General features: G+C 64.5%; 22 protein-coding genes and 1 pseudogene. 10 read left to right on the top strand and 13 right to left on the bottom strand.

The features are described 5' to 3' along the window. Positions 1–6: 6 nt before the first annotated feature. Positions 7–477 carry a hypothetical protein gene (locus tag NRG74_RS08740; protein WP_160923047.1) on the top strand — a complete coding sequence of 157 codons (471 nt, stop codon included), beginning with the start codon at positions 7–9 and terminating at the stop codon, positions 475–477. Positions 478–498: 21 nt separating this feature from the next. Here the strand turns inward: NRG74_RS08740 and NRG74_RS08735 are convergent, their stop codons facing one another. Both NRG74_RS08735 and NRG74_RS08730 read right to left on the bottom strand, forming a co-directional pair. Then, on the bottom strand, positions 499–705 hold the full coding sequence (locus tag NRG74_RS08735) for a carbon storage regulator (RefSeq protein WP_257706301.1): 207 nt from the start codon (positions 703–705) through the stop codon (positions 499–501). Positions 706–779: 74 nt separating this feature from the next. Next, positions 780–1,055 (bottom strand): hypothetical protein, encoded by a 276-nt coding sequence (locus NRG74_RS08730; RefSeq protein WP_160923048.1) that lies wholly within the window; start codon positions 1,053–1,055, stop codon positions 780–782. 260 nt (positions 1,056–1,315) lie between these two features. Between NRG74_RS08730 and NRG74_RS08725 the strand changes: the two genes are divergently transcribed. Continuing rightward, positions 1,316–2,884 carry a catalase gene (locus tag NRG74_RS08725; RefSeq protein ID WP_257706300.1) on the top strand — a complete coding sequence of 523 codons (1,569 nt, stop codon included), beginning with the start codon at positions 1,316–1,318 and terminating at the stop codon, positions 2,882–2,884. Between the two features lie 69 nt (positions 2,885–2,953). Here the strand turns inward: NRG74_RS08725 and rfbD are convergent, their stop codons facing one another. After that, positions 2,954–3,838 carry a dTDP-4-dehydrorhamnose reductase gene (rfbD, locus tag NRG74_RS08720; RefSeq protein WP_257706299.1) on the bottom strand — a complete coding sequence of 295 codons (885 nt, stop codon included), beginning with the start codon at positions 3,836–3,838 and terminating at the stop codon, positions 2,954–2,956. Between the two features lie 252 nt (positions 3,839–4,090). Beyond that, positions 4,091–4,936: a sigma-54-dependent transcriptional regulator gene (locus tag NRG74_RS08715; protein WP_257706298.1), complete on the bottom strand. Its 846-nt coding sequence runs from the start codon at positions 4,934–4,936 to the stop codon at positions 4,091–4,093. A gap of 251 nt (positions 4,937–5,187) precedes the next feature. On the opposite strand from NRG74_RS08715, the gene NRG74_RS08710 reads away from it, so the two are divergent. Next, the gene (locus NRG74_RS08710) at positions 5,188–5,580 is read left to right on the top strand and encodes a hypothetical protein (RefSeq protein ID WP_017640340.1); all 393 of its coding nucleotides are present in this window, start codon (positions 5,188–5,190) and stop codon (positions 5,578–5,580) included. A gap of 6 nt (positions 5,581–5,586) precedes the next feature. Here NRG74_RS08710 and xth read toward each other — a convergent pair whose 3' ends face one another. Continuing rightward, entirely contained in the window at positions 5,587–6,375 is a 789-nt protein-coding gene (gene xth, locus NRG74_RS08705) for an exodeoxyribonuclease III (RefSeq protein WP_160923052.1), read from the bottom strand. Positions 6,376–6,818: 443 nt separating this feature from the next. On the opposite strand from xth, the gene NRG74_RS08700 reads away from it, so the two are divergent. Together NRG74_RS08700 and NRG74_RS08695 are read left to right on the top strand one after the other, a co-directional pair. After that, a complete protein-coding gene (locus NRG74_RS08700; protein ID WP_257706297.1) occupies positions 6,819–9,494 on the top strand; it encodes a glycoside hydrolase family 5 protein in 2,676 nt (891 codons plus the stop codon). Between the two features lie 224 nt (positions 9,495–9,718). Next, a complete protein-coding gene (locus NRG74_RS08695) occupies positions 9,719–9,907 on the top strand; it encodes a hypothetical protein (protein WP_017640342.1) in 189 nt (62 codons plus the stop codon). Between the two features lie 13 nt (positions 9,908–9,920). On the opposite strand, the gene NRG74_RS08690 is transcribed toward NRG74_RS08695, so the two are convergent. The 4 genes from NRG74_RS08690 to NRG74_RS08675 form a co-directional block, all read right to left on the bottom strand. After that, positions 9,921–10,262: an FKBP-type peptidyl-prolyl cis-trans isomerase gene (locus NRG74_RS08690; RefSeq protein WP_017640343.1), complete on the bottom strand. Its 342-nt coding sequence runs from the start codon at positions 10,260–10,262 to the stop codon at positions 9,921–9,923. A gap of 55 nt (positions 10,263–10,317) precedes the next feature. Beyond that, a complete protein-coding gene (locus NRG74_RS08685) occupies positions 10,318–11,178 on the bottom strand; it encodes a pirin family protein (protein ID WP_257706296.1) in 861 nt (286 codons plus the stop codon). A 73-nt stretch (positions 11,179–11,251) separates the two neighbouring features. Further along, positions 11,252–12,337, bottom strand: coding sequence for a sigma-54 interaction domain-containing protein (locus tag NRG74_RS08680; RefSeq protein WP_257706295.1), 1,086 nt, complete (start codon positions 12,335–12,337; stop codon positions 11,252–11,254). A gap of 10 nt (positions 12,338–12,347) precedes the next feature. Then, positions 12,348–13,514, bottom strand: coding sequence for an acyl-CoA dehydrogenase family protein (locus NRG74_RS08675; RefSeq protein WP_257706294.1), 1,167 nt, complete (start codon positions 13,512–13,514; stop codon positions 12,348–12,350). A 211-nt stretch (positions 13,515–13,725) separates the two neighbouring features. Here NRG74_RS08675 and NRG74_RS24610 point away from each other — a divergent pair. Together NRG74_RS24610 and NRG74_RS24605 are read left to right on the top strand one after the other, a co-directional pair. After that, positions 13,726–14,454 (top strand): annotated as a pseudogene (locus NRG74_RS24610) (PAS domain-containing protein); the annotation flags it as partial. 156 nt (positions 14,455–14,610) lie between these two features. Further along, positions 14,611–15,042, top strand: coding sequence for a methyl-accepting chemotaxis protein (locus tag NRG74_RS24605; RefSeq protein ID WP_437181186.1), 432 nt, complete (start codon positions 14,611–14,613; stop codon positions 15,040–15,042). A gap of 67 nt (positions 15,043–15,109) precedes the next feature. Here NRG74_RS24605 and NRG74_RS08665 read toward each other — a convergent pair whose 3' ends face one another. Further along, positions 15,110–16,354 carry an acyl-CoA dehydrogenase family protein gene (locus NRG74_RS08665; protein ID WP_257706292.1) on the bottom strand — a complete coding sequence of 415 codons (1,245 nt, stop codon included), beginning with the start codon at positions 16,352–16,354 and terminating at the stop codon, positions 15,110–15,112. Positions 16,355–16,540: 186 nt separating this feature from the next. Between NRG74_RS08665 and NRG74_RS08660 the strand changes: the two genes are divergently transcribed. From NRG74_RS08660 to NRG74_RS08650, 3 genes are all read left to right on the top strand, one after another. Beyond that, on the top strand, positions 16,541–17,545 hold the full coding sequence (locus tag NRG74_RS08660) for a ribonuclease Z (RefSeq protein ID WP_257706291.1): 1,005 nt from the start codon (positions 16,541–16,543) through the stop codon (positions 17,543–17,545). A gap of 102 nt (positions 17,546–17,647) precedes the next feature. Then, positions 17,648–18,769, top strand: coding sequence for a YncE family protein (locus NRG74_RS08655; protein WP_257706290.1), 1,122 nt, complete (start codon positions 17,648–17,650; stop codon positions 18,767–18,769). 104 nt (positions 18,770–18,873) lie between these two features. Beyond that, the gene (locus NRG74_RS08650) at positions 18,874–19,344 is read left to right on the top strand and encodes an MEKHLA domain-containing protein (protein WP_257706289.1); all 471 of its coding nucleotides are present in this window, start codon (positions 18,874–18,876) and stop codon (positions 19,342–19,344) included. Between the two features lie 340 nt (positions 19,345–19,684). Here the strand turns inward: NRG74_RS08650 and NRG74_RS08645 are convergent, their stop codons facing one another. From NRG74_RS08645 to NRG74_RS08635, 3 genes are read right to left on the bottom strand one after another with little or no spacing between them, the layout of a single operon-like run. Beyond that, a complete protein-coding gene (locus NRG74_RS08645; protein WP_184290940.1) occupies positions 19,685–20,353 on the bottom strand; it encodes a LutC/YkgG family protein in 669 nt (222 codons plus the stop codon). Next, a complete protein-coding gene (locus NRG74_RS08640) occupies positions 20,350–21,795 on the bottom strand; it encodes a LutB/LldF family L-lactate oxidation iron-sulfur protein (protein ID WP_257706574.1) in 1,446 nt (481 codons plus the stop codon). The genes NRG74_RS08645 and NRG74_RS08640 overlap by 4 nt, the downstream gene beginning before the upstream one ends. A gap of 5 nt (positions 21,796–21,800) precedes the next feature. Then, on the bottom strand, positions 21,801–22,625 hold the full coding sequence (locus tag NRG74_RS08635) for a (Fe-S)-binding protein (RefSeq protein ID WP_184290936.1): 825 nt from the start codon (positions 22,623–22,625) through the stop codon (positions 21,801–21,803). Positions 22,626–22,691: the final 66 nt, after the last annotated feature.

Raw genomic sequence — 22,691 nt, 5'->3', positions numbered from 1 at the left:
CGAGCGATGTTCTACAAGGTCAGCGTGTATTCCCGGCCTGAAGATCGTGGGCTGCTGGTGTGGCGGTGGAAGAAGCAGTTTCTCGGTGAGTGGGTGGAGTCGCGTCAGGAGTTCGAAGACTGCGATCACTGCGTTCATCATGCCCTGCAGGATGCCAAGGGGCAGAGCGTTCACCTCGAAACCGATCGCTGCACCCTCTATCGTTACCGCTTCGAAAGCATGCTTCACCAGTATGGGAGTTGCTATTGCCTGAGCGGCGGGCGCTCGGCCGAAGCGGTACTGGATCTGATCGCCCAGATCGAAGAGCGCCACAACGTCATCGTGCTGCGCGATGGCCAACCGTTCTTCGCCCATTACCGAGCGGATCTGCAGGCGGAAGGCACGCTGGCACCGGAGCTCTGGCAGGGGGTGGAATGGCGTGGGCTGGACGGGCGCTTCGAGTACGTGCGCAATCGCCATTCGCCCTGGTTGCGGTAGCTACGCCAGCTACCGGCCGAGTCAGAAGGGCAGCAACTCCTGGCGCATGATGCTGATGTCGGCAGGGGCCTGAATACCCACCTGCACGCGATCGCCCTGAACCTTGAGAATGCGGATATTGATGCCGCCGTTGAACAGCAGATCCAGCACCTGCTCTTCATCGGCTCCCGGTTTCAGGGATAGATTGATGATTTCGTCGGTGCGACGGGTCAAGATCAGATAAGACATGAGCATCCCTGCCATGATTTCAGGGCTCTGATGATAGCCAGTCCCGCTCCGGCTGAGAACCAGTAGCCAGAGTATTAGCGCTGCGGAAAAGCTCTGGTACGGCGCCCAGAGCGATATCGGCGCCTCAGTTGCCAGCGTCGCCCAAGGTAGCCCAGCGCGCCTGCGGCCACTACCAGCAGGTTGATGGTGTTGGTGACCACACCACCATGGTAGCCCCCGACCACCGCGATCAAGGTTGTCAGCGCCCACATGCAAATGGCGGTCGCAACGGCTGCGGCCATCTCGTTGAAGTCGGATTCGCACGCAGGTTGCGAGAAGGGCTGCAGGTCGCTTTCATATTCTTCTGCCATGGGAGGCTCCGGCTGCTGTTCTTGTTGGACAGTATCGCCATGAGTCTTATCGACTGACGATGAACAGTCTGGATGGGATCGATAGCGCGATCAGCGATTATTTCCGCCGAACGGACGAGAGGTATCGGCTAGAGCCTCGGGTGGTCAGCATAAGCGACCGTGGCGCCGTTTCGTCTCTGGACAGCTCGTCTGACAGAGGACAACTGCTGTGGACGGGTCCGGTCACTGCTGTGTTCGACGTGACTAGCCTGGAGACCACCATGAGCGACGACAAGATCACTCTCACGACCCGCCAGGGTCATCCGGTACGGGACAATCAGAGCCTGCGCAGCGTGGGCGAGCGAGGCCCTGCCACGCTGGAAAACTATCAGTTCATCGAGAAAATCACTCACTTCGACCGGGAGCGGGTGCCCGAGCGGGTCGTGCATGCCCGGGGGACCGCTGCTCATGGTTGGTTCGAAGCCTACGGCACCATCGGCGATGAGCCGGCCAGCCGCTACACCTGCGCCAAGGTGCTGACCAGGACCGGGGTGAAGACGCCGGTCTTCCTGAGATTTTCCACCGTCATCGGTGCCAAGGAGTCACCGGAGACCGCGCGCGATCCGCGGGGCTTCGCGATCAAGTTCTATACCGAGGACGGCAACTGGGATCTGGTGGGCAACAATCTGAAGGTGTTCTTCATTCGCGACGCCATCAAGTTTCCCGACATGATCCATGCTTTCAAGCCCGACCCCATCACTAATCGCCAGGAGCCCTGGCGCTTCTACGATTTCGTCCAGCATCATCCGGAAGCCCTGCACATGGTGACCTGGGTGAAGAGTCCCTGGGGCATCCCGGCGGACTATCGGCACATGCAGGGGTCCAGCGTGAACACCTACAAGCTGGTCAACGACCAGGGCGTGGCGGTGCTGTGCAAGTTTTCCTTCGAACCCAGACAGGGCATCAGGAATCTCACCAGCGAGCAGGCAGCCGAGATCCAGAAGTACGACGTGGGCCACGCCAGTCGGGATCTCTACGATGCCATCGAGCGCGGCGATCATCCCGAGTGGGAGATGTGCGTGCAGATCATGACGGACGAGGCACACGACGAATTGCCCTTCGATCCCCTGGACGACACCAAGCGCTGGCCGGAGGACCAATTTCCCCTGCTGCCGGTGGGCCGGCTCGTGCTGGATCGCAATCCCTCGAACGTCTTCGCCGAAACCGAGCAGGCCGCCTTCGGCACGGGGGTGCTGGTGGAGGGCATCGACTTTTCCGGCGACAAGATGCTGCAAGGGCGGACCCTGTCCTATTCCGATACCCAGCGCTATCGGGTCGGCGCCAACTATCTGCAATTGCCGATCAATGCCCCCAAATGCCCCTACGCCACCAATCAGCGCGATGGTCAGATGGCGCTGCAGGTGGATCGCAGCGGGAGCAATCCCCACGTCAATTACGAGCCCAGCTCCCAGGGTGGCCTGCGCGAGGCGCCGCGGCCGCAGCACGAGTATCGTCAGTGGATCGAGGGCCATCTGGGGCGCTATCAATCTCGCAAGACGGCTGCCGATTACCAGCAGACCGGCGCGCGCTATCGCAGCTTCGAAGATTGGGAACGGGACGATCTCATCGCCAACCTGGTTGCCGACATGCAGGCCTGTCCCGAAGACATCCAGCTGCGGATGGTCTGGCACTTCTGGCATTGCGACCCGGACTATGGCACCCAGGTGGCCCAGGGCGCCGGCATCGACCTGGAAAGGGCCAAGGCGCTACCGAATCTGCCGGGCCATCCTGCGCCCAACGAGGACGTAGCGGAAGCCACCTACCAGGGTGGGGAACGGGAAAGCCGTTGAGGGGGCGCCATCGCCTGCGGCTGAAACCGAGGCGGCCCGGCGGACAGGCGCCGCCGGGGTCCGGCCCGCTCAATTCAGCGTTCTATCGCTTTCTAACCGCGCCCAGCAGCGGTCGAAGTCGGCCTGCCAGTCCGGCAGGGCGCTCGGCAGTACCGCCTCGACCTTGCTGCAGTCGAGACAGGAGTAAAGCGGTCGCGTCGCCGGCGTGGGGTAATGTTCGGTCGTGGTGGGATAGAGACGCGCGCGCAGCTCGCCGCGTTGATCCAGGCGTTCGGCAATGGCCGCGGCGAAGCCGTACCACGATGTCTGACCCGCATTGGTCAGGTGATAGAGGCCGCCGACGTCGTTGTGCGTCAGCAGGCGTTCGACCAGTTGGCGAGTGGCCGTGGCGATGGTAGGGGCCCAGGTGGGGGCGCCGAGCTGATCCTCCACCACATGCAATTCGTCGCGTTCGGCCAGCAGTTGGCGCATGGTGTTGAAGAAGCATTGGCCGTCATGGGAGTAGACCCAGGAGGTGCGCAACACCAGGGCGCGACCCCCTGCCGCCAGCACCCCTTGCTCGCCCGCCAGCTTGGAGCGGCCATAGACACTGAGAGGCGCTGGGATGCAGCTCTCGGTGTAAGGCTGGCGGCGTCTGCCATCGAAGACATAGTCGGATGAGTAGTGCACGAAAGGGATATCCCGTTCGCGCGCCAGCTCGGCCAGAATCTGCGGCGCCCGGGCATTGATGGCCTCGGCACGCTCGACGTCTTCTTCGGCCTGATCCACCGCGGTATAGGCGGCGGCGTTGAGAATGAGGTCGGGTGCCAGCTGGTCGAAGGCCGCACGCAGTTGCTCAGTCTGGGCGAGGTCGAGGTCCGTCTGACCCAGTACGGTCAATTGATGGGTGCTGCCGAACTCGCGCTGCAAGGCGCGCGAAACTTGGCCGGAGCGGCCAGTGATCACAATATTCATGAAACCTTGCCTGAACGCCTTCAGCTGAAGGCGTAGTCCAAAAAGTCGATTCCTGAAAAGCCTCGGGCTTTTCCCAAACGCACCAAGGCCTGCCGCGCGAGGCGACAAATCAAGGCTTGCGGTCATCTTTCCAAAGAAAGATGGCAGCCGCTGGCTATGGCGGAGTGGGCATCGACGGGATGGACATGGAGGTCATGGTAGGACTCGAGCGAAATAGCGTACGCGGCTAGGACTGCCGTCTGTCGGCGGAGTTCAGCGCGTGCCGGAGGACGATGGCAGCAGCTTGCCAAGCTGCAGCCCTGCCGTCGAGGCGGTTAGCAAGGCGGTATGGAGAACCTGTTCAAGTTCGCGGATGTTTCCCGGCCAGGGATAGGCGATCAATGCAGCCTGGTCCTGGGCCGTCAGCTCTGGCGCCCTGCGGTCGAGACGGTCCGCGTGCTGCTGGAGGAAATACCGGGCCAGCGGTAGCAGGTCGGCCGGGCGCTCACGGAGCGGCGGGACGGGCACCAGACCTGGCGCAAGCAGCGCCCAGAGGCGAGTAGAGAAGTTACCCGCCTGAACCGCCTGTGCCAGGTCGACGCTGGAACCGGCGATCAGGCGGACATCCACGGCTGTGCGTAAGCTACTGCCCAGGCGCAGGATGCTGCCGTCCAGCAGGACCTCCACCAGCTCTTCCTGCAACGCGCCAGGCAGGTCGGCGATTTCGTCGAGATAGAGGCTGCCCTCGTGAGCGGTGCCGAACCAGCCCAGGCGGCTGCCAGAGGTGCCGGCATAGGCCCGGGGGACATAGCCAAATAATTCGGCAGCGCCATGTCGGCGACTGAGCGAGGCGCAATTCAGGCTGCTGAACAGGCCGCTTCGGCCGCTGCGTTCGTGCAGCCGACGCGCCAGTAGCTCGCGCCCGGTTCCCCATTCGCCTGACAGTACTACAGGGCTTGGCAAGGGTGCCCACTCGTCCAGTTGTTCGAGCAGCTGTCGGGAGCGGGGATCGGCGAAGGCCAGTGCCTTGGCGCGGATGGTCAGGGTACTTTGCTGATCCGCAGGGACGATCAGCAGATCGGACGAGAGCGTAGGCATGGTGAGGTCGTAGGCAGTCAAAGCATCATCCTACGTGGTAGTTGTTATGCCAAAAATAAGCTTTAGCTATGCCTTTAGCTCGTTTGGTTATCTATACGGATCGGGTATGAATTGATCGCAGCCCTGGGAGTCCGGGTAGTGACCTGAAGGTCTGCTGAAGACCGGCAATTGCCTCTTCCAACAAGGCTGCATTGCGTGACCGCTGCCACTATCGCTAGGGTGGAGCCGCGGGCCTATTCCTGTTGCCCCTGAAGAAGAGGAATCGAAGTCAGATGGCTTCCCTGCGTGCTCCCTGTCCACCTGGTGTCTGCACCTGCGAGCGTGACGCCATTCTGGCGGACCCTGCCGGTGATGCCCGAGCGCTGTTGCTCAATCGCCAGGAAGAGCAGCGGCTACTGGAGCGGCTGGAAAACATCGCCAGCGTAGCTGAGCTGGAGCGACTGCAGCAGCGCCTGCAGGAACAGCTAGGCATCCGCCTGGAGATCGGGCCGGGACCCGGAGAGGTACGCAGCGCCCGTGGCATGCTGATCGAATTGCAGCCGCGACCGGGACTGTGCCGCAAGCTCCATCAGTCGATACCGGCGGCGGTGCGCCGTGGTCTTAACCAGCGTCCGGAAGTCCTCTTCGCGCTGCTCAATGCCAACGATCTGCTGCGCGACGCCTGAGCGCGCTCAGGCAGGGGCCTTGAAGCGAATCCAGGTGGGGGCGTGGTCGCTGGTCTTTTCCAGGCCGCGTACCCAGCGATGCACGCCCGCTTCCTGCAAGGAATCCTGCAGTGCCGGACTCAGCAACAGATGATCGATGCGCAGGCCGGCGTTGCGCTGCCAGCGTTGGCGAAAATAGTCCCAGTAGGTGTAGATCGCCTCGTCCGGATGGCAGGCCCGGAGGGCATCCAGCCAGCCTTGACGCAATAGGCGTTCGAAACAGGCACGGCTCTCGGGTTGCAGCAGGGCGTCCTTGCGCCAGGACTTCGGATCGTAGATGTCATGGTCGGTCGGCACCACGTTGTAGTCCCCGGCCAGCACTACCGGATGACCACTCTCCAACAGACTCTGAGCGTGGTCGATGAAGCGCTCGAACCAGGCCAGTTTGTAGTCGAATTTAGGACCAGGCCAGGGGTTGCCGTTGGGCAGATAGAGGCTGGCGACGACCACGCCCTTGACCGCCGCTTCCAGATAGCGACGTTGCGGATCGTTGGACAGTCCTGGCAGGCCGCGCCGAATCTCCAGGGGCTGGTCGCCCCGCGCCAGGATAGCGACCCCATTCCAGGACGGCTGGCCATCCCATAGCGCACCGTAGCCCGCCGCTTCCAGCTCCGCCTGGGGAAAGTCGGCGGACTTGGCCTTCAGTTCCTGCAGGCAGACGATGTCGGGCTGCTCCCGCTCCAGCCACTGCAGGAGGATGGGCAGCCGAGCGCGAATGCCATTGACGTTATAGGTGGCAAGGGTGAGGACGGTCATGGGTCGCTCCTGAGTCGATTATAGCCATGACCCGGCGCTGATGTAGCCAGTTCCTCTTGCACCATTATGTGATCAACTTCGCATTAATTTGTGACTTACTTTTTTTGGCACCTTAGGGAACTTTTTGGCGGTTGTTCCAATATGGCGGAAGTAAATTTGACGGCAGGCGGGAGTATGGTGCTGGGAAAACGGAGGTGAATGGATTCACTCGTCTGAGTCGATGAGCGGAAATTTTAAAAAATTCAATAAAAACAAAGGCTTTTATTATTCTGCCGTGATGCCTAAATAGTGGCCATCATAATTGCTGATGAAGTTGGCATGTGGCTTGTATAGGTCAACCTGCCTGGAGGCAACGTCGTGCCAAATTTCCTGCGCGCGACTCTTCTCCCACTTCATATCGGCCAGTGTTCAGGGAGCGCGCTGTCGATTTAGCGCAGTTGGTGATGATGAATCCATCCTTCCTGAAGTTTTCCCGCAGGGCAGCCCGGGTGCTGCCCTTCGTTGCCGCCCTGACCCTGGCTGCCGGTGCCAAGGCCGAGCAGGTCAATCTGGTGGGCCTCAATCTGTCCGGTGCCGGTTTCGCCGGACAGGTACTACCGGGTGTCAACGGTACCCACTACATCTTTCCCGTCGAAGCCTACTTCAAGCAGTGGAGTGGCAAGGGCATCAAGCTGATTCGCTTCCCGATCATCTGGGAGCGCCTGCAACCCGTACTGGGCGGTCCGTTGGACCCGACCTATGCGGCGCTGGTGGACCAGACCTTCGCCAATGCGCAGAAGTACGGCATGCGCATCATCCTCGATCTGCACAACTACACCTTCTATCGCGGATCGGTGATCGGCAGCGCGGCGGTTCCCTACGACCGCTATCAGGAGATCATGACCCGGATCGCGCAGCGCTGGAGCAGCCAATCCTCGCTGTATGCCTACGACATCATGAACGAGCCCCACGACTCCATGGCCCAGTGGCCGATCGCCGCCCAGTACGGCATCAACGGGGTCCGCGCGGTCGACAAGACCAAGCCCATCATGATCGAGGGCAATGGCTGGTCGGAGGCGACCCGCTGGCCGCTGTGGAACGACTCCCTGCTGGCGCTCAAGGATCCGTCCGATAACCTGATCTTCCAGGCGCATTCCTATTTCGACGAGAGCGCCGGCGGCAACTACACCGGGATTGATGTCGGCAAGCTGAGCCAGGATTACGGCGTGGAACGTGTTCGGCCGTTCGTCGAGTGGCTGAAGAAGAACAGGAAGAAGGGCATGATCGGTGAGTTCGGCGTGCCGGATAACGATCCCCGTTGGCTGCCATTGATGGACCGGATGCTGGCCTATCTCAAGCAGAACTGCATTCCCGCCACCTACTGGGCCGCCGGCCCGGGCTGGGGCAACTATTTCCTGTCGGTGGAGCCGATCAATGGCGTCGACCGGCCGCAGTGGCCGACCCTGCGCAAGTACATCGATGACAGCAGCTGCACCGCCATCGGTCCCTTCGCCAGCGGTACCGGCAGCACCCCGGCCAGCGGCACCGGGGCGACGGGTGGCGGCACTGGTGCCACCGGCGGCAGTGGTGGTTCCAGCAGCGGCAATACCGGTTCGAGCAGCGGTGGCAGCTCGGGCGCGGCTCCCGCCACGGGCGGCGGCAATACCGGAGGCTCCACCACGACCGGGGTGACCACCGCGATCAATGATTTCACTAACGAAGACTGGCTGCATGGCGTCTATCGTAAGGCCGCCGGCTTCTCCATTCCGGCCTCGGCCGCCAACGTGGGCGCCTTCAAGGTAGGCGCGCAGATCACGCCGGCCGATGGCAAGAGCTACAAGGTGACCTATGCCCAGGTCGTCGGCAGCAACATGAGCGTCTTCATCGAGAGCCCGCAGCTCGATGGCAACGCCTACGGCTATCCCAAGACCCTGAAGACCGGGACCACCACCTCCGGCACGTCGACGACGGTGCCGGGTACCACGACGGGCTCTACGGGCAGCACCGGCAGCACCAGTTCGGGCAGCAACTCGGGCAGTGCGACGCCGGCCGTGACGACGCCAGTGGCCGAGGTGAAGCCTGCGACCGGCAGCGGCAGCACGGGCTCCTCGGGTGCCACCACGCCCGCCACCGGTTCGACGGCCACACCCACGGGATCGACCGGCACACCCGCCAACAGCGCCAAGCTCAATCTGGTGGGGCTGAACTTCTCGGGTGCCGCCTTCGCGCCCCAGAGCCTGCCAGGGGTGCTCAACGTCAACTACATCATGCCGGGCGAGGCGCATTTCCAGCAGTGGAGCGCCAAGGGCGTACGGCTGATCCGCTTCCCGGTGATCTGGGAACGTCTGCAGACGCGCTTCTTCGGGAGCCTGGAAGGGGCGTACATCCAGCAGGTCACCCAGGTGCTGGAGCTGGCCAAGAAGTACAACATGAAGGTGATCCTGGCGCTGGACAACGGCGGCCGCTACAAGGGCACCCTGATCGGCACCGGTACCGTCACCAACTTCAACTACTGGGATCTGATGTACCGTCTGGCCTACCAGTGGGGCAACCATGCCGCGCTCTATGGCTATGACATCATGGGCAAGCCCAATGGCGCCGACAGCAGCTGGCCGGTGACGGCGCAGTCCGGCATCGACGGGGTGCGTACCATGGACCGCACCCACCCGGTGATCGTCCAGGGCAATGCCTGGGGTAGCGCGGCCAACTGGCCGAGCGCGAGCAATGCCTTGCTCAATCTCAAGGATCCGGCCAACAACATCATCTACGCGGCGAACGTCTACCTCGATGAGGACGGCAGTGGCACCTACGCCGCGCAGAACATGAACAACTTCGATCCGCAGGTGGGGGTCAATCGCGTCAAGCCCTTCGTCGAATGGCTCAAGCGCAATGGCAAGCGCGGCATGATCGCCGAGTTCGGCGTACCGGCTGGCGACAGCCGCTGGCTGACGGCTACCGACAATCTGCTGGCCTACCTGCAGCAGAACTGCATGCCGCTGACGTACTGGGCGGCGGGTCCGGGCTGGGGAACTGCCGCGCTGGCGGTGGAGCCGGTCAATGGCGTGGAGCGGCCGCAGTGGCCGACCCTGAAGAAGTACGTCGATGCCAGCAACAGTTGCACGGCGGTAGGACCGCGCTAGCTTTCGCTGAGCCTATCCTGAAGGCGACGAACCTCTTGAGGTTCGTCGCCTTTTTTCTTGACCGATTGGTAAGGAAAAACGCGCCTTTCACGCAGCACGGAAGCGCATCAGCGAGACGAAACGGCTCTGTAGCGGTGGTTTAAGGGACGACGAACGGCTCTAGCTCGATTTGTCAGGGCACGGTTAGAGTCCGCTTGACACCACAAGCACAAGGAGTAGGTGCCATGACGCAAACCACCCAGCAGCGGCTGCAGACTCTCGAAGAGCAAATTCGCAGTCATCGACAGGATCTCGCCCGGAGCCGGCAGAGCTTTCAGGAGCAATTCGTCATCTACACCCGAGAGTTTGCCCGGCTAAGCGTGCTCGAAGCCCAACTCGAGCTGGTACGCCGGAATACCAAGGCGTCGAACTGAAGTCGGTCAGGCATCAATCGTCCCGCGTCAAGACTTCCAGCAACTCGATTTCGAACCTCAGGTTGGAGTGCGGCTTGATCAGAGCACCGACCTGACGTTCGCCATAGGCGAGCGCCGCCGGTACCTCCAGGCGCCGCTTGCCGCCCACCCGCATGCCCATCAGCCCCTGGTCCCAGCCCTTGATCACCCGGCCGGTGCCGATCACGCACTGGAAGGGCCGCCCTTTGGCACGGGACGAATCGAACAGGGTGCCGTCGTCCAGCCAGCCCTCGTAGTGGGTGGTGATCAAGGCGCCCTTGACCACCGCCTTGCCGTCACCCACTACCAGATCCTCGATCCGCACTTCGTCACTCATCGCTGCGCTCCCGGCAAAAGCCGGATTCTAGCCTGAGCGTGCTCTTATGGCTGACTCACTCCGGCACCTCGCCGAACAGGCCCGCCTGATAGTCGCGGATTGCCTGGCGGATCTCCTCGGCGCTGTTCATGACGAAGGGGCCGTGGGCGACGATGGGTTCGGCAAAGGGCGCCGCATGCCCATAGAGCAGTACCGCGCCGTCGCGACTGGTGACTTCGACCTGGTCGCCGTCGTCGGCGAACTGGAACAGCTGCCACGGCGCTTCTTCCTGGCCACCGATCTGCAGGCTGCCACGGACGCCGTAGCAGAACACGGTGGCGCCGGACGGGGCGGGCAGGGTGGCGCGGCCCCCTGGCGCGATCTCGACGGTCATCAGGGTGATGGGGGTTGGCGTCGCCACCGCGCCCCGGATGCCCTGATGGCTACCTGATGCCAGGCGGAGGCGTACCCGGCCGTCATCCGCCTCGATCAGCGGCAGGTCCGCAGCCGGGACGCCGTGGTAGGCCGGCGGCGTGAACTTGAGGCGAGCGGGGAGATTGATCCACAGCTGCAGGATCTCCAGGTCGCCACCGTCGCGCTTGAAGGTGGCAGGCGACAGCTCGGCATGGACCAGGCCGCTGCCAGCGGTCATCCACTGGATGCCACCGGCTTCGATCACGCTCTCGTGGCCGCCGCTGTCGCGGTGGGCGAGCGAACCGGCCAGGATGAAGGTCACCGTCTCGAATCCGCGATGGGGGTGGGGCCCGAAGGGCAGGCCGGCGTTGTGCGGCGGATACACCTGGGGACCATGGTGATTGAGGAAGAGAAAGGGATCCAGGTGGGGCAGGCCGGGACCCGGCAGCGGGCGCCGGGTCTGGAGATCGCCGATATCGTCGCGCCGGGCGGGGTGACGGTGCAGCAGGGTTCGGGCGGTCATGCGGGCCTCGCGGGGCAAAACCCCAGTGTAAGGGGCGCCTCGGCACGCGGGTACCCCAGCTGGGCGGACCGGCTCAGATGGAGAAGCGCATCTCGCGTTCAGGCCGGGCCACGAGTGGACGGCGATGATTGACCACCAGTTCGCCGATACGGATCAGGTGAGCACGGGTGACGTTGCGACTCAGCCCCAGCAGGCGCGCGGTATGGACCTGGTTGCGATGGCAGAAGCGATAGGCCGCGCGCACCAGGGCAGCCTCGACGCGCTCGTGCAGGGCCTCCGGTTGCTCTTCGAACAACTGGGCGAAGGCCTCGGTCAGCAGGCTGTCCACCGGCGCCGTTTCGACCGGCCGAGGTGCTGGCGGAACGAGGCTGGGCCGCTGGACGAACGACAGGTCAGTGGCTTCCAGCTGGCCCTGGGGTTTGAGCAGCAGGGCGTGCTGCAGGGTGTTTTCCAGCTCGCGGATATTGCCCGGCCAGGGGTGTTCCAGCAGGCGTCGCTCCGCCGCCGGCGTCAGGGAGACCAGCGCCTGGGCATAGGCGTGGAGGAAGTGCCGGGCCAGCGGCAGGATGTCGCCCTGGCGCTGGCGCAAGGGCAGCAGCGGCAGGCTGACCACATTGAGGCGATACCAGAGGTCCTCGCGAAAGCTTCCTTCGGCCACCGCTCGCTCCAGCGGGACGTTGGTCGCGGCGATGATGCGCACGTTCAGGGCCACGCTGCGCCGAGAACCCAGTCGCACCACCTCGCGCTCCTGCAATACGCGCAGCAGCTTGACCTGCACCGACAGCGGCAGATCGCCGATCTCGTCGAGAAACAGGGTGCCGCCGTTGGCTTCCTCGAACCAGCCGGCGCGGGCAGTCAGGGCGCCGGTGAAGGCGCCTTTTTCGTGACCGAACAACTCCGCCTCGACCAGGCTCTCGGCGAAGGCGCCGCAGTTGACGGCGACGAAGGGGCCGGCATGACGGTGGCTCAGGGCATGGATATGCCGGGCGATCAGCTCCTTGCCGGTACCGGTCTCGCCGATCACCAGCACACTGGCATCGCTCGGCGCGATCTTTTCCAGATGGGCGAGCAGCTCTCGTGATTTCGGGTCGGCGAAGACCTGGGCGGTCGCCCGGTAGCGGGGCACCTCGGGCGTGCGGGTCAGGGTCAGCAGGGTCATCGCGGGTTCCTCAGGAGTAGAAGCTGGGGGTGGGCAGGACGTCGTTGAGGGCCCAGTCGCCCAGTTCGTGCAGCTTGTAGTCGAGCGGATCGTGCAGGGTCTGGGTGCGCAGGTTGCGCCAGTAGCGATCCAGCCGCAGGGCGCCGGCGGTGGCCCGGGCGCCGCCGACTTCGAACAGCCGACTGGCGAGATCGAGACCGTGGCGACTGGCGGCGACCTTGGCGGTGGCGATGGCGACGGCCAGTTCGCCGCGGACTTCGGCGGTAAGGGCCGGTCCCTGTTGCCAGGCCTGGGCGAAGGCGCCATTGGCCCGCTCCACCAGCAGGCGGCTGCTTTCCAAGGCCACCCAGAACTCGCCGTAGTGACGCAGGATGTAGGGGTCTTGGTTGGCACTTGCCGCCGGGGACTTGAACCAGGGGCGCGCCTGGGTGGTGGTGTAGCGGCGCGCCTCGGCGAAGGCACCTTCGGCCAGGCCGAGAAAGATGTTGGCGAAGACCAGCTGGGCCAGCAGCGGCCGCAGGCAGGCGAAGGGCGTGCTCAGGGGGCCGGGGTCGAGCAGCCATTCCCGCTGTTCGACACGCACGGCGTCGAAGCGGGCGCTGCCGCTGTCGGTCTGGCGCTGGCCGTTGTTGTCCCAGTCGTCGAACAGCTGGATACCGGCACGGCCGGTGGGGACCACGGCGATCAGCAGGCGCCCGTTGTCGTCGTTTTCCAGGGCCGAAAGCAGCAGCAGATCGGAGTCCAGGGCGCCACTGCAAAAGCTCTTTTGGCCATCCACCTGCCAGGCGTCGCCGCTGCGGCGTGCGAGGGTACGGCGATCCAGGGGATTAAGGGCGTTACCCCAGAACAGGGTGTCGCGGGCGGTGCTTTCCAGCCAGGGACGCCATTGCGCGGGCTGGCCGAACAGCTGGGCGGTGGCCAGCAGCAGATGGTGGAAGCCGAAGACATGGGCCAGGGAGCTGTCGACCCGGGCCAGTCGACGCACCGCCTCCAGCGTCTGGTCCCAGGGCGCGCCCAGGCCCCCCAGTTCGACGGGAATGCTCATGGCCAGCAGGCCACTCTGGCGCAGGGCGTCCCGCTCGGTTTTGGGGGTACCACCCTGACGATCCCGTTCCGCGGCCGTGGCGGCGAACAGGGTCAGCAGGGGCGCGAGTGGTTCCAGCAGGGAGTCGGACATGGGGAGCTCTTAGCGTAGACTGATCTGGCAGGCGTTAGAACGTAATGCTGAGTAAGCCCTGGTTTGAAATATTTTTTTGTTATTAGTTAATGGCTCCATGCCATCCATCTTGCATTCCGACCGCCTGGTCATTTCCTTGACCATCGAGTTTAAGACCTGACTATTGGCTGCCGACACCGAGTTAACTCAATCTCCCGACCAGGGGCGTGTCATGTTTAACAAGGGACTAAAACAAGAATTGCAGCGTCTCCGCGAGCAGGTGGATTCCTTCAAGCGACTGAAGGCCGAACTCGATGTGGAGATGATCGGCCTGGAGCTGGACGCCAGGGGGTGCATCACCTCCGTGAACGCCAATTTCGAAAAGGAGATGGGGCTGCGGGCCGCGGATTTGCTGGGTCGCCCCCTGGCCGAGCTGATTCCGGGACACGTTCGGAACCAGGAGTACAGCCGGCGCCTGCAGCAGAGTCTGAGTCGCGGTGAGCCCTACAGCGGTGCCCTGCATCTCCTGCGTGGCGACGGCCAGGAAGCCTGGTTAAGAGGCATCCTGCATCCCTTCCATGATAGCCAGGGCCAGGTGACGCGCTTTCGGTTGTTCTGCAATAACCTGACTCGAACCATCGAAACCTCCCGCGAGCACGAAAGCCTGCTCAAGGCCCTGCGTCGCTCCACGGCGGTCATCGAGTTCAACCTCGACGGCGAGGTGCTCGATGCCAATGACCGATTCCTGCAGGCCATGGGTTATTCCCTGGCGCAGATCAAGGGCAAGCACCACCGGCTGTTCTGCGAGCCAGCCGAGGCCAACTCCGACGCCTATGGGCAGTTCTGGGCGCGCCTGCGTCGCGGCGAATTCGTCGTGGATCGCTTCAAACGGCTGGATGCCCACGGTCGCGATGTCTGGCTGGAAGCCTCCTACAACCCGGTGATCGATGCCCATGATCGCCTGTACAAGGTGGTCAAGTTCGCCACCGTGATCACCGATCAGGTTCACCAGGAGCAAGCGGTGTCCGAAGCCGCCAGCGTGGCCTTCGAGACTTCCCGGCATACCGATGACACCGCCCGCAAAGGCGCGGCAGTGGCGCAGCAGACGGTGGACGTCATGCGTGCCCTGGCTACCCAGATGCACGAGGCGGTGAAGGGCATCGAGGCGCTGGACAATCAGTCCCAGGTGATCGGCACCATTATCAAGACCATCAGCGGCATCGCCGAGCAGACCAACCTGCTGGCACTCAACGCGGCCATCGAAGCGGCCCGGGCCGGCGAGCAGGGCCGCGGCTTCGCCGTGGTGGCCGACGAGGTCCGGCAACTGGCCTCGCGCACCAGCAAGGCGACCGAGGAGATCGTCGGGGTGGTGCAACAGAACCAGCAACTGGCCGGCGAAGCGGTGACGGTGATCGAGAATGGCCGGCGCCAGGCCGAGCAGGGCCTGGAACTGGCCGGGCAGGCCGGGCAGGTGATCGTGGAGATCCAGGACGGCGCCCAGCGGGTGGTTGGGGCCGTGGGACGGTTCGCCCGCCAGCTGTCGAATTGATCCAGCGCGCTGAATGCACAACGGCAACCTTGGGGTTGCCGTTGTGCATTCAGGTGGTCACTCGACGTCAGCCCTGCTTGCTGCCGCCGCCGATCTGCCAGACGAAGGGCGGTTCGCTGCCCTCGATCTGCCAGACGCCGACGATGCGCTCCTTGTAGATCAGCGGATTGTGCGAGGCGGCGGTGCGGGCGTTGCGCCAGTGGCGATCGAGTCCCTTGCGGGTGCTGGTGGCCGAGGCGCCCAGGGCATTGAACAGATCGCTGGTGGCGCGCAGTACCAGCTCGGCGACCGCCGATTGCGCCTGGGCCGATTCCAGTTCCGCCGCCACGTTGGCGTCGTGCTCGGCGGCAGGGTCCCCGGCATAGCGGGCCTCGAAGGCGGCCTGGGCCGCAACGGCGGCTGCCAGGGTCGCCGCCTCGGCGGCATAGACGAAGGCCGAGGCCTTGCCGACCACCTGTTGCACCTGAGGGTCGGCACTGGCCGCGCTGGCATTGCCGTGGCTGTATATCCGGGTACGACCGCGCACTTCACCGGCGAATTCGCGCACGGCCGCCTGGCCGCTGCCGGTGATCACCGCCAGCAGCACCAACTGGTAGAAGGCGGTCTGGTACTTGAAACGGGTAGCGAAGTCGATGAGGTTGTCGGGTTCCACGACGACATCTTCGAACACCGAGGTGCCGCTGGCCGTGGTGCGCTGGCCGAAGCCGTCCCAGTCGTCGGACTGACGCACGCCTGGTTGGTCGGTGCGAATGGCGGCGATGACGTCCCCGCCGGTGTCGTCACGCTGGGCGTAGACGTCGATCCAGTCGGCGAACAGGCTGCCGGTGCTGTAGTACTTGGTGCCGTTGAGACGCCACTCGCCGTCCTTACGGCTGACCCGGGTGATGACCTCGCCAAGCTTGACCGTGCCGATCTCGGTCCAGGCATTGCCCACCAGGTCACCGGCGACGAAGCGCTCGAACCAGATCTGCTGGGAGGCACTGGCGTGGGCGTTGAGGCGGTCCTCGACAAAGGCGAAGTGGCCGCGCAGGGCCTGGGGCAAATTGCTGTCGGCAGCCGCCAGCTCGATCAGCAGTTGGACCAGTTGCGGCAGACTGGCGCCGGCGCCACCGAATGCCACGGGCACCCGCACGGCACCGAAGCCGGCCTCCTTGAGCCAGGCGATGGGGGCATAGGGCAGGTTGCGGTTGCGTTCGCGCTCCAGGGCACCCTCGGCGATGCGGGTAAAGATCGGGCGGAAGCGGGCAGCCAGTTGTTCGTAGTCCGGGCTTTCCGTGCGGGCAGGCGGCAGGTGGCGAATGGGCAGATTCATGGTGGTCCTCGGCGGATGTAGGGGCGACGCCAGAGGCTTTGCAAGAGCGTTGCCAGGGCGAAAAAGCCCGCGTTCTCGGGGTTTGCCGGGCCTGGGCTGCCTGGCCGGCAGCAGGAGTGCCCGGCTGCTGTTGCTCGGGCGACAGCGGGGCAGCCACGCTAGACTGGTCTTTTGCCTGGAGCCTCCATGGACCTCTTGTTTCTCGGCACCTCGGCCGGGGTGCCGACCCGGCGGCGCAATGTCTCGGCCCTTGCCCTGATCGAGGACCAGGGCAAGGGCTGGTTTCTCGTCGATTGTGGCGAGGCCACCCAGCACCAGCTGCTGCGCACGCCGCTGTCGGCGGCGGACCTGCGCGCCATCTGCATCACCCATGTCCACGGCGACCACTGCTATGGCCTGCCGGGACTCCTGGCCAGCGCCGCCATGACCGGACGCAGCCAGCCACTGGTGCTGATCGCGCCCCAGGCGGTACAGGACTGGCTGGCCGCTACCCAGGCCCTGACCGCGCTGCACCTGCCCTTCGAGTTGCGGTTCCATGCCCTGGAAGGTTTCACCGGGCTTGCCGTGGGCGCCTGGGATATCGACGCCTTCGCGCTTTCCCACCGGGTGCCCAGCCACGCCTTTCGCTTCCGCGAGACCCGCCGACCGCAACGGCTGGATCCGGCAGCCCTGGCGGCTGCCCAAGTACCGCGCGGCCCACTCTGGGGAAGATTGCATGGAGGCGAGGATGTGCCGCACGAGGGCCGGTTGCTGCGCAGCGCCGACTTCCTGCAGGCGGCCCATGGGGAGCGGCGGCTGGTGGTGGCGGGGGACAATGACGATCCTGCGCTGCTGGCGGAGGCCTGCCGGGGCGCTCAGGTGCTGGTCCATGAAGCCACCTACGCCCAGGCGCAGATCGACAAGACCGGGCAGAGCTGGGGCCACAGCAGTGCGGCCGGGGTCGCTCGCTTTGCCGAGGCGCAGGGGCTACCCGCCTTGCTGCTCACCCATTTCAGTCCGCGCTACCAGGCCGCTGCGGGGCGTTCGCCCTCCATCGAGGAGCTGCGTCAAGAGGCGGTGGCCTGTTATAGCGGCGAGCTGCACCTGGCGGAGGATTTCTCGCGCTTTCGCCTGGATCGTCAGGGGCGACTGAAAACCCTGGGCCAGAGCGGAGGGGCAGAGGATGACGAGCCGTACCAGGTGAGAGGCTGAAACTTTTCGGCCTTGTCTGACCTGTTCTCCTTGGGCATAGTGCGAACGTTTATCATTTCAGGATTGTCCTGATCTCTCGTACCTCGTCCCTAGGAGAAGCAAATGGCGGTGTCTTTCAACAAGGTCTCGACGCTGGGCGCCATGGCGCTACTGTCCCTGGCAGTGGCCGCCTGTTCCAATCGCCCGGAGGCACCGACGCCGCCGCCACCCGCGCCGGCTCCCGTGGCCGCGCAACCGGCCGCGCCCCAGGCACCCGCCGAACTCAAGCGTATCGAGCTGGGTTACGGCGTCTATGAACTGGCCTACAGTCCGGCCAAGCAGTCGGTCTATGCTGCGACCGCCCAACTGACCAAGGGCGTCACCGGCGGGGTGATCTATCAGCTGGACCCGGCGACCCTGGCCATCACCGGGCAGATCCACACCGATCTGAAGAATTTCGCCCTGACCACCGACGCCAGTGGTGAGACGCTATTCGTCACCAACTCCCTGGATGGTGGTCTGAGCCGCATCGACCTGCGCACCGGCAAGGTGGAGAAGCGCCTGAAATTCAACGAGATGGGCCGCGACGGCCATCCGGTCAATCCGCGCCAGGTCATCCTGCATGACGGCATGCTGTATGTCGGCGGCGTTGGCGATCCGGGCGTGATCTGGGTGGTGGACGCCAAGACCCTGACCCTCAAGGCGCGCATTCCCAATGCCGGCAAGTGGGTGACCGGCCTGCTGTACTCCGAGGATACCGGGCGTCTCTATGCGGCCAATGGCAGCGGGGAAGTGCTGGTGATCAATCCGCGTACCCGCAAGATCGAGCACCGCTGGACCCCGGGCGATGGCGGCAAGTACCTGCTGCTGAATCTGGCCGAGGATCGCGCGAACCACCAGTTGTTCGTCACCGACAATTCCGAAGCCAAGACCGTGCTGGTCTTCGATATCCGCAGCGGCAAGGTGATCAAGCGTCTACCGGTGGGCGATGCCCTGGCCATCAAGCTCAATACCACGCGTAACGAGCTGTACATCACTCAGCGCGAGACCGGTCGGCTGCTGATCTTGGACGCCACCACCTACGCCGAGAAGAAGGCCTACGACCTCAAGCCCAATCCCAACAGCCTGCTGGTGAGTCCGGATGGCCAGACGCTGTATGCGACGGTGAAGACGCCCTTCGACAAGGAATACATGAACACCGCGCCGGAAAGCGTTGTGCGCATCGACCTTTCCGCGGTGAAGTAAACCGCGCCTGCGGGCTGCCGTGGCGTCCTGCCGCGGTGGCCCTGGGCTTCCCAAGCCCGCCGGGTTGCTCTTGAATGGTGATCCCTCGCCAAGGAGCTACCGGTTTGTCCGCTACCGATCTCAGTTTGCTTCCACTGCTGGACGCCTCCTACCACCACTGGCTCGGCCAACCGCTGCCGCGGCCTGCCGGCCTGTCTCAGGCCGACGTTCTGACGTGGCTGCACGAAAGGGCGCCCTATGCCCTGCTGGCCCACGGCATCGAACAGGATCCGCTGTTCTGCTACGCCAACCACCAGGCCTTGTGCTGCTTCGGCTATCCCCGCGCCGAGTTTCTCGGCATGCCGTCGCGCTTCAGCGCCTCGCCCAAGGACCGGGACGAGCGTCAGCGCCTGATGGAGGCGGTGGGGCGCCAGGGTTATGCCAGTGGCTATGAAGGCTGGCGGGTCGATCGAGACGGTGAGGCCTTCCAGATCCATGCCGGCGTGGTCTGGAATCTGCTCGATGTCGACGGACAGCGGTTGGGGCAGGCGGCGTTGTTCTGGCCGGATCCGCAGCGGGTTGGTCAGCTGGAGTGAGGGGGAGATCGTTGGGCTTCGCTGCGCTCAACCCAACCTACGATGACTCTTTGGCCATAATGCTTGTAGGTTGGATTGAGACGGCTCCATCGTCGAAGCCCAACAGGATCCGCACGAAGCTAGGCTCTGTTGGGCTTCGCTAACGCTCAACCCAACCTACGGTGTTCCTTTTGCAGCGAGGACCGTAGGTTGGGCTGAGACAGCTTCATCGTCGAAGCCCAACAGGGTATGCATCGAGGCTGGGCTCTGTCGGGCTTCGCTGCGCTCAACCCAACCTACGCGGTGAGCTGGACCGCGCCCTCTCCCTTGGGGAGAGGGCTGGGGTAAGGGGGCAAAACCCTCACTCGTCCTCGACGATCAGCACCACCAGGTCCTTGGGCCCATGGGCGCCATAGGCCAGCACCTGCTCGATGTCGGCGGTCTTGGATGGTCCGGAGATCAGGAGGGCATTGGTCGGCATGCCATCCTGCCAGCGGTGTTGTTGCTGCAACTCATAGAAGTTGTCGACCACGGTGCTGGCCCTGAGCAGGGCGATGTGCAACGGCGGCACCAGGCTCATCAGCCGCGGTTCCTGGCGATCCGGCCAGAGCACCAGGCTGCCGGTGGAGGCCAGGGCGCCGAGGGTGCCGGTGAGGCTCGCCGGAGTGTCGTTGAACAGTTCGGCCTTCCACTCTTCCACGGGGCGGTCATAGGCCTTCCAGCGCGGCTGGTCTTGGTCCTGCCAGCGCTCCACCAGGCGCGCGCCATGCGGCGTGCCGGGGGCGATCAACAGCTGATCCAGACCTCGTTCGGCGAGGACGCGCTCCACCTGCGCCGGCCAGTCCGCCGTGGTGGTCAGGTGCGTCTCGGTATGCACCATTTCCATCAGGGTTCGCAGACGGGCGACGCGCTCCGTGGGTGGGTAGCGCCAAGGCTCGGTCACCAGGGCTTCGTCGAAGTTGTCGGCCAGGGGCTGGGTACCCTGCAGACTGCCACGCAGCTTGGCGAGGATGTTGTCGCGGGCGCTCATGGGCGGTTCTCCAGGTGTTCGCGGGCCAGTTCGTGGAGCGAGCGCTTCGCTGGCTTGGGCGCGCTGTGGTGCTCGGTCCAGGGCCCGAGTTGGCCCGGGGTGAAGCGGCCGAAGCGGGTGGCCAGGTAGCTGAAGCCGCGATAGAGCAGCGGCGAGGTGAAGAGGCTCTGCCAGGCATGCCAGGTCCAGCGCTCGCGGGCGGAAAACTTGCTGCCCTGGCCGCGCAGGAGCTGCGGCTCTGCCTCGGGCGCCTTGACGTTTTCCTCGCGCAGTCGGCGCAGCAGGGCGGGAATCGGGATCTTCACCGGGCAGACTTCGCCACAGGCGCCGCACAACGACGAGGCGCTGGGATGATCGGGCGCCCGTTCCAGGCCGACCAGATGCGGGGTGATGATGGCGCCGATGGGGCCGGGATAGACCTCGCCATAGGCGTGGCCGCCGATACGGGTATAGACCGGGCAGTGGTTCATGCAGGCGCCGCAGCGGATACAGTTGAGGGTCTGGCGCAATTCGCTGTCGGCGAAGGCCTGGCTGCGACCGTTGTCCAACAGCACTAGGTGCACCTCGCGCGGCCCGTCCAGTTCCTCGGCCTTGCGCGGCCCGGAGATCATGTTGACGTAGGTGGTGATGGGCTGACCCAGCGCCGAGCGGGTCAGCAGCGACAGCAGGGGCACCACGTCTCTGAGGTTTTCCACCACCTTCTCGATGCCGGTCACGGCGATATGTACGGGCGGCACCGTGGTCGACATTCGCCCGTTGCCCTCGTTTTCCACCAGCAGCAGGGTGCCGGTCTCGGCCACGGCGAAGTTCACGCCGGAGATGCCGATGTCGGCCTCGAAGAATTTCTGCCGCAACACCCGCCGGCCGGTCTGGATGAGTTCATCAACGTCGGTGGTGTAGGGCTCGGCCAGGTGCTCGTGGAAGAGGGTGCCTACCTGCTGCCGGTTGAGGTGGATGGCCGGCATGATGATGTGCGAGGGCTTCTCCCCGGCGAGCTGGATGATGTACTCGCCCATGTCCGACTCCAGGCAGTCGATGCCCTGGGCGCCGAGGACGTGGTTCATGTCCATCTCTTCGCTGACCATGGACTTGCCCTTGATCAGCAGTTTGGCCGTATGGCGCTCGGCGATCCCCTGGACGATGGCGTTGGCCTCGGCGGTGGTCTCGGCCCAGTGCACCTGGACGCCATTGCGTCTGAGATTGGCTTCCAGCCGCTCCAGCAGATCCGGCAGCTTGGACAGCGCCCGGGCCCGGATGCGATTGCCCAACTCGCGCAGGCGCTCGCGCTCGTCGGCGTCGCTCATGCTGGCCAGCCGCTTGGTCATCAGCGAATCCATGGCCGTGCGGAAGTTTCGCCTGAGCTGGTCGTCGCCCAGGGCCTGACGCGCACGCGTCTTGAAGGGCGGCGCCTCGCTGATGTCGGTAAGGGGAATCTTCAGCATCTCGTTCACGCTGCACCTCCGATACGGCGCCAGAGAAAGCTCGCCAGGTGTTCGCCACGCAAGGCGGCGCGTTGCTTTTCCAAGGCGCCGTTGATGTTCATCAGGCAACCGCAGTCGGCGGTGAGCACCTGAGCGGCACCGCTGTCCTGCAGGGCGCGGGTCTTGTCCGCCACCATGGCACCGGAGATGTCCGGCATGCGTACCGAGAAGGTGCCGCCAAAACCGCAGCATTCGCTCTCGTGATCATGGTCGACGCGCTCCACGGCCGCCAACTGGCTGAGCAGGGCGCGGCCGTGCAGGTGGGTCTGCATCTCGCGCCGAGCGCTGCAGGAGGTGTGCAGGGCCACCTTGGTCGGGGCGCCGCGGTCCTGGTAGTCGACCTGACAGATATTGAGCAGAAATTCCGCCAGTTCGTAGGTGCGTTCGGCCAGGTCGAGCGCCTGGCGCAAGGTCTCCGGCTCGTCGGCGAACAGCTCGGCATAATGATGGCGCAGCATGCCGGCGCAGGAGCCGGAGGGCACCACCACCGGCCAGGGTTCGGCGAAGAGCGCCAGCTGGGCGCGGGCTACGGCACGGGCTTCCTCGGTGTAGCCCGAGGTGTAGGCCGGCTGGCCGCAGCAACTCTGCGCTTGGGGAAAATGCACGCGGATGCCCTCGCGCTCCAGCAGGCGGATGCTGTCCAGGCCGGCTTCGGGATAGAAAAGGTCGACCACGCAAGTGCCGAACAGATAGACCTGGGTCGGTTTCTGCTGCGGATAGGTCCGTGGCGGCGCCAGGGGCGGCGCGGTACGGGTGGCGTTGGGGGCGGCGTTGTAGAAAAGATCGTTCATCAGGCGTCACTCCGGGTTAGCCCGGTAATAAGAGGACCGGCGATGGCCTGAGCCGCCGCCGGGAAA

Source organism: Pseudomonas oryzihabitans, assembly GCF_024652905.1.
In the GTDB taxonomy this organism is placed as follows: domain Bacteria; phylum Pseudomonadota; class Gammaproteobacteria; order Pseudomonadales; family Pseudomonadaceae; genus Chryseomonas; species Chryseomonas benzopyrenica.
The sequence above is the reverse complement of the archived record's forward strand: the minus strand, read 5'-3'. Positions and strand labels throughout refer to the sequence as shown.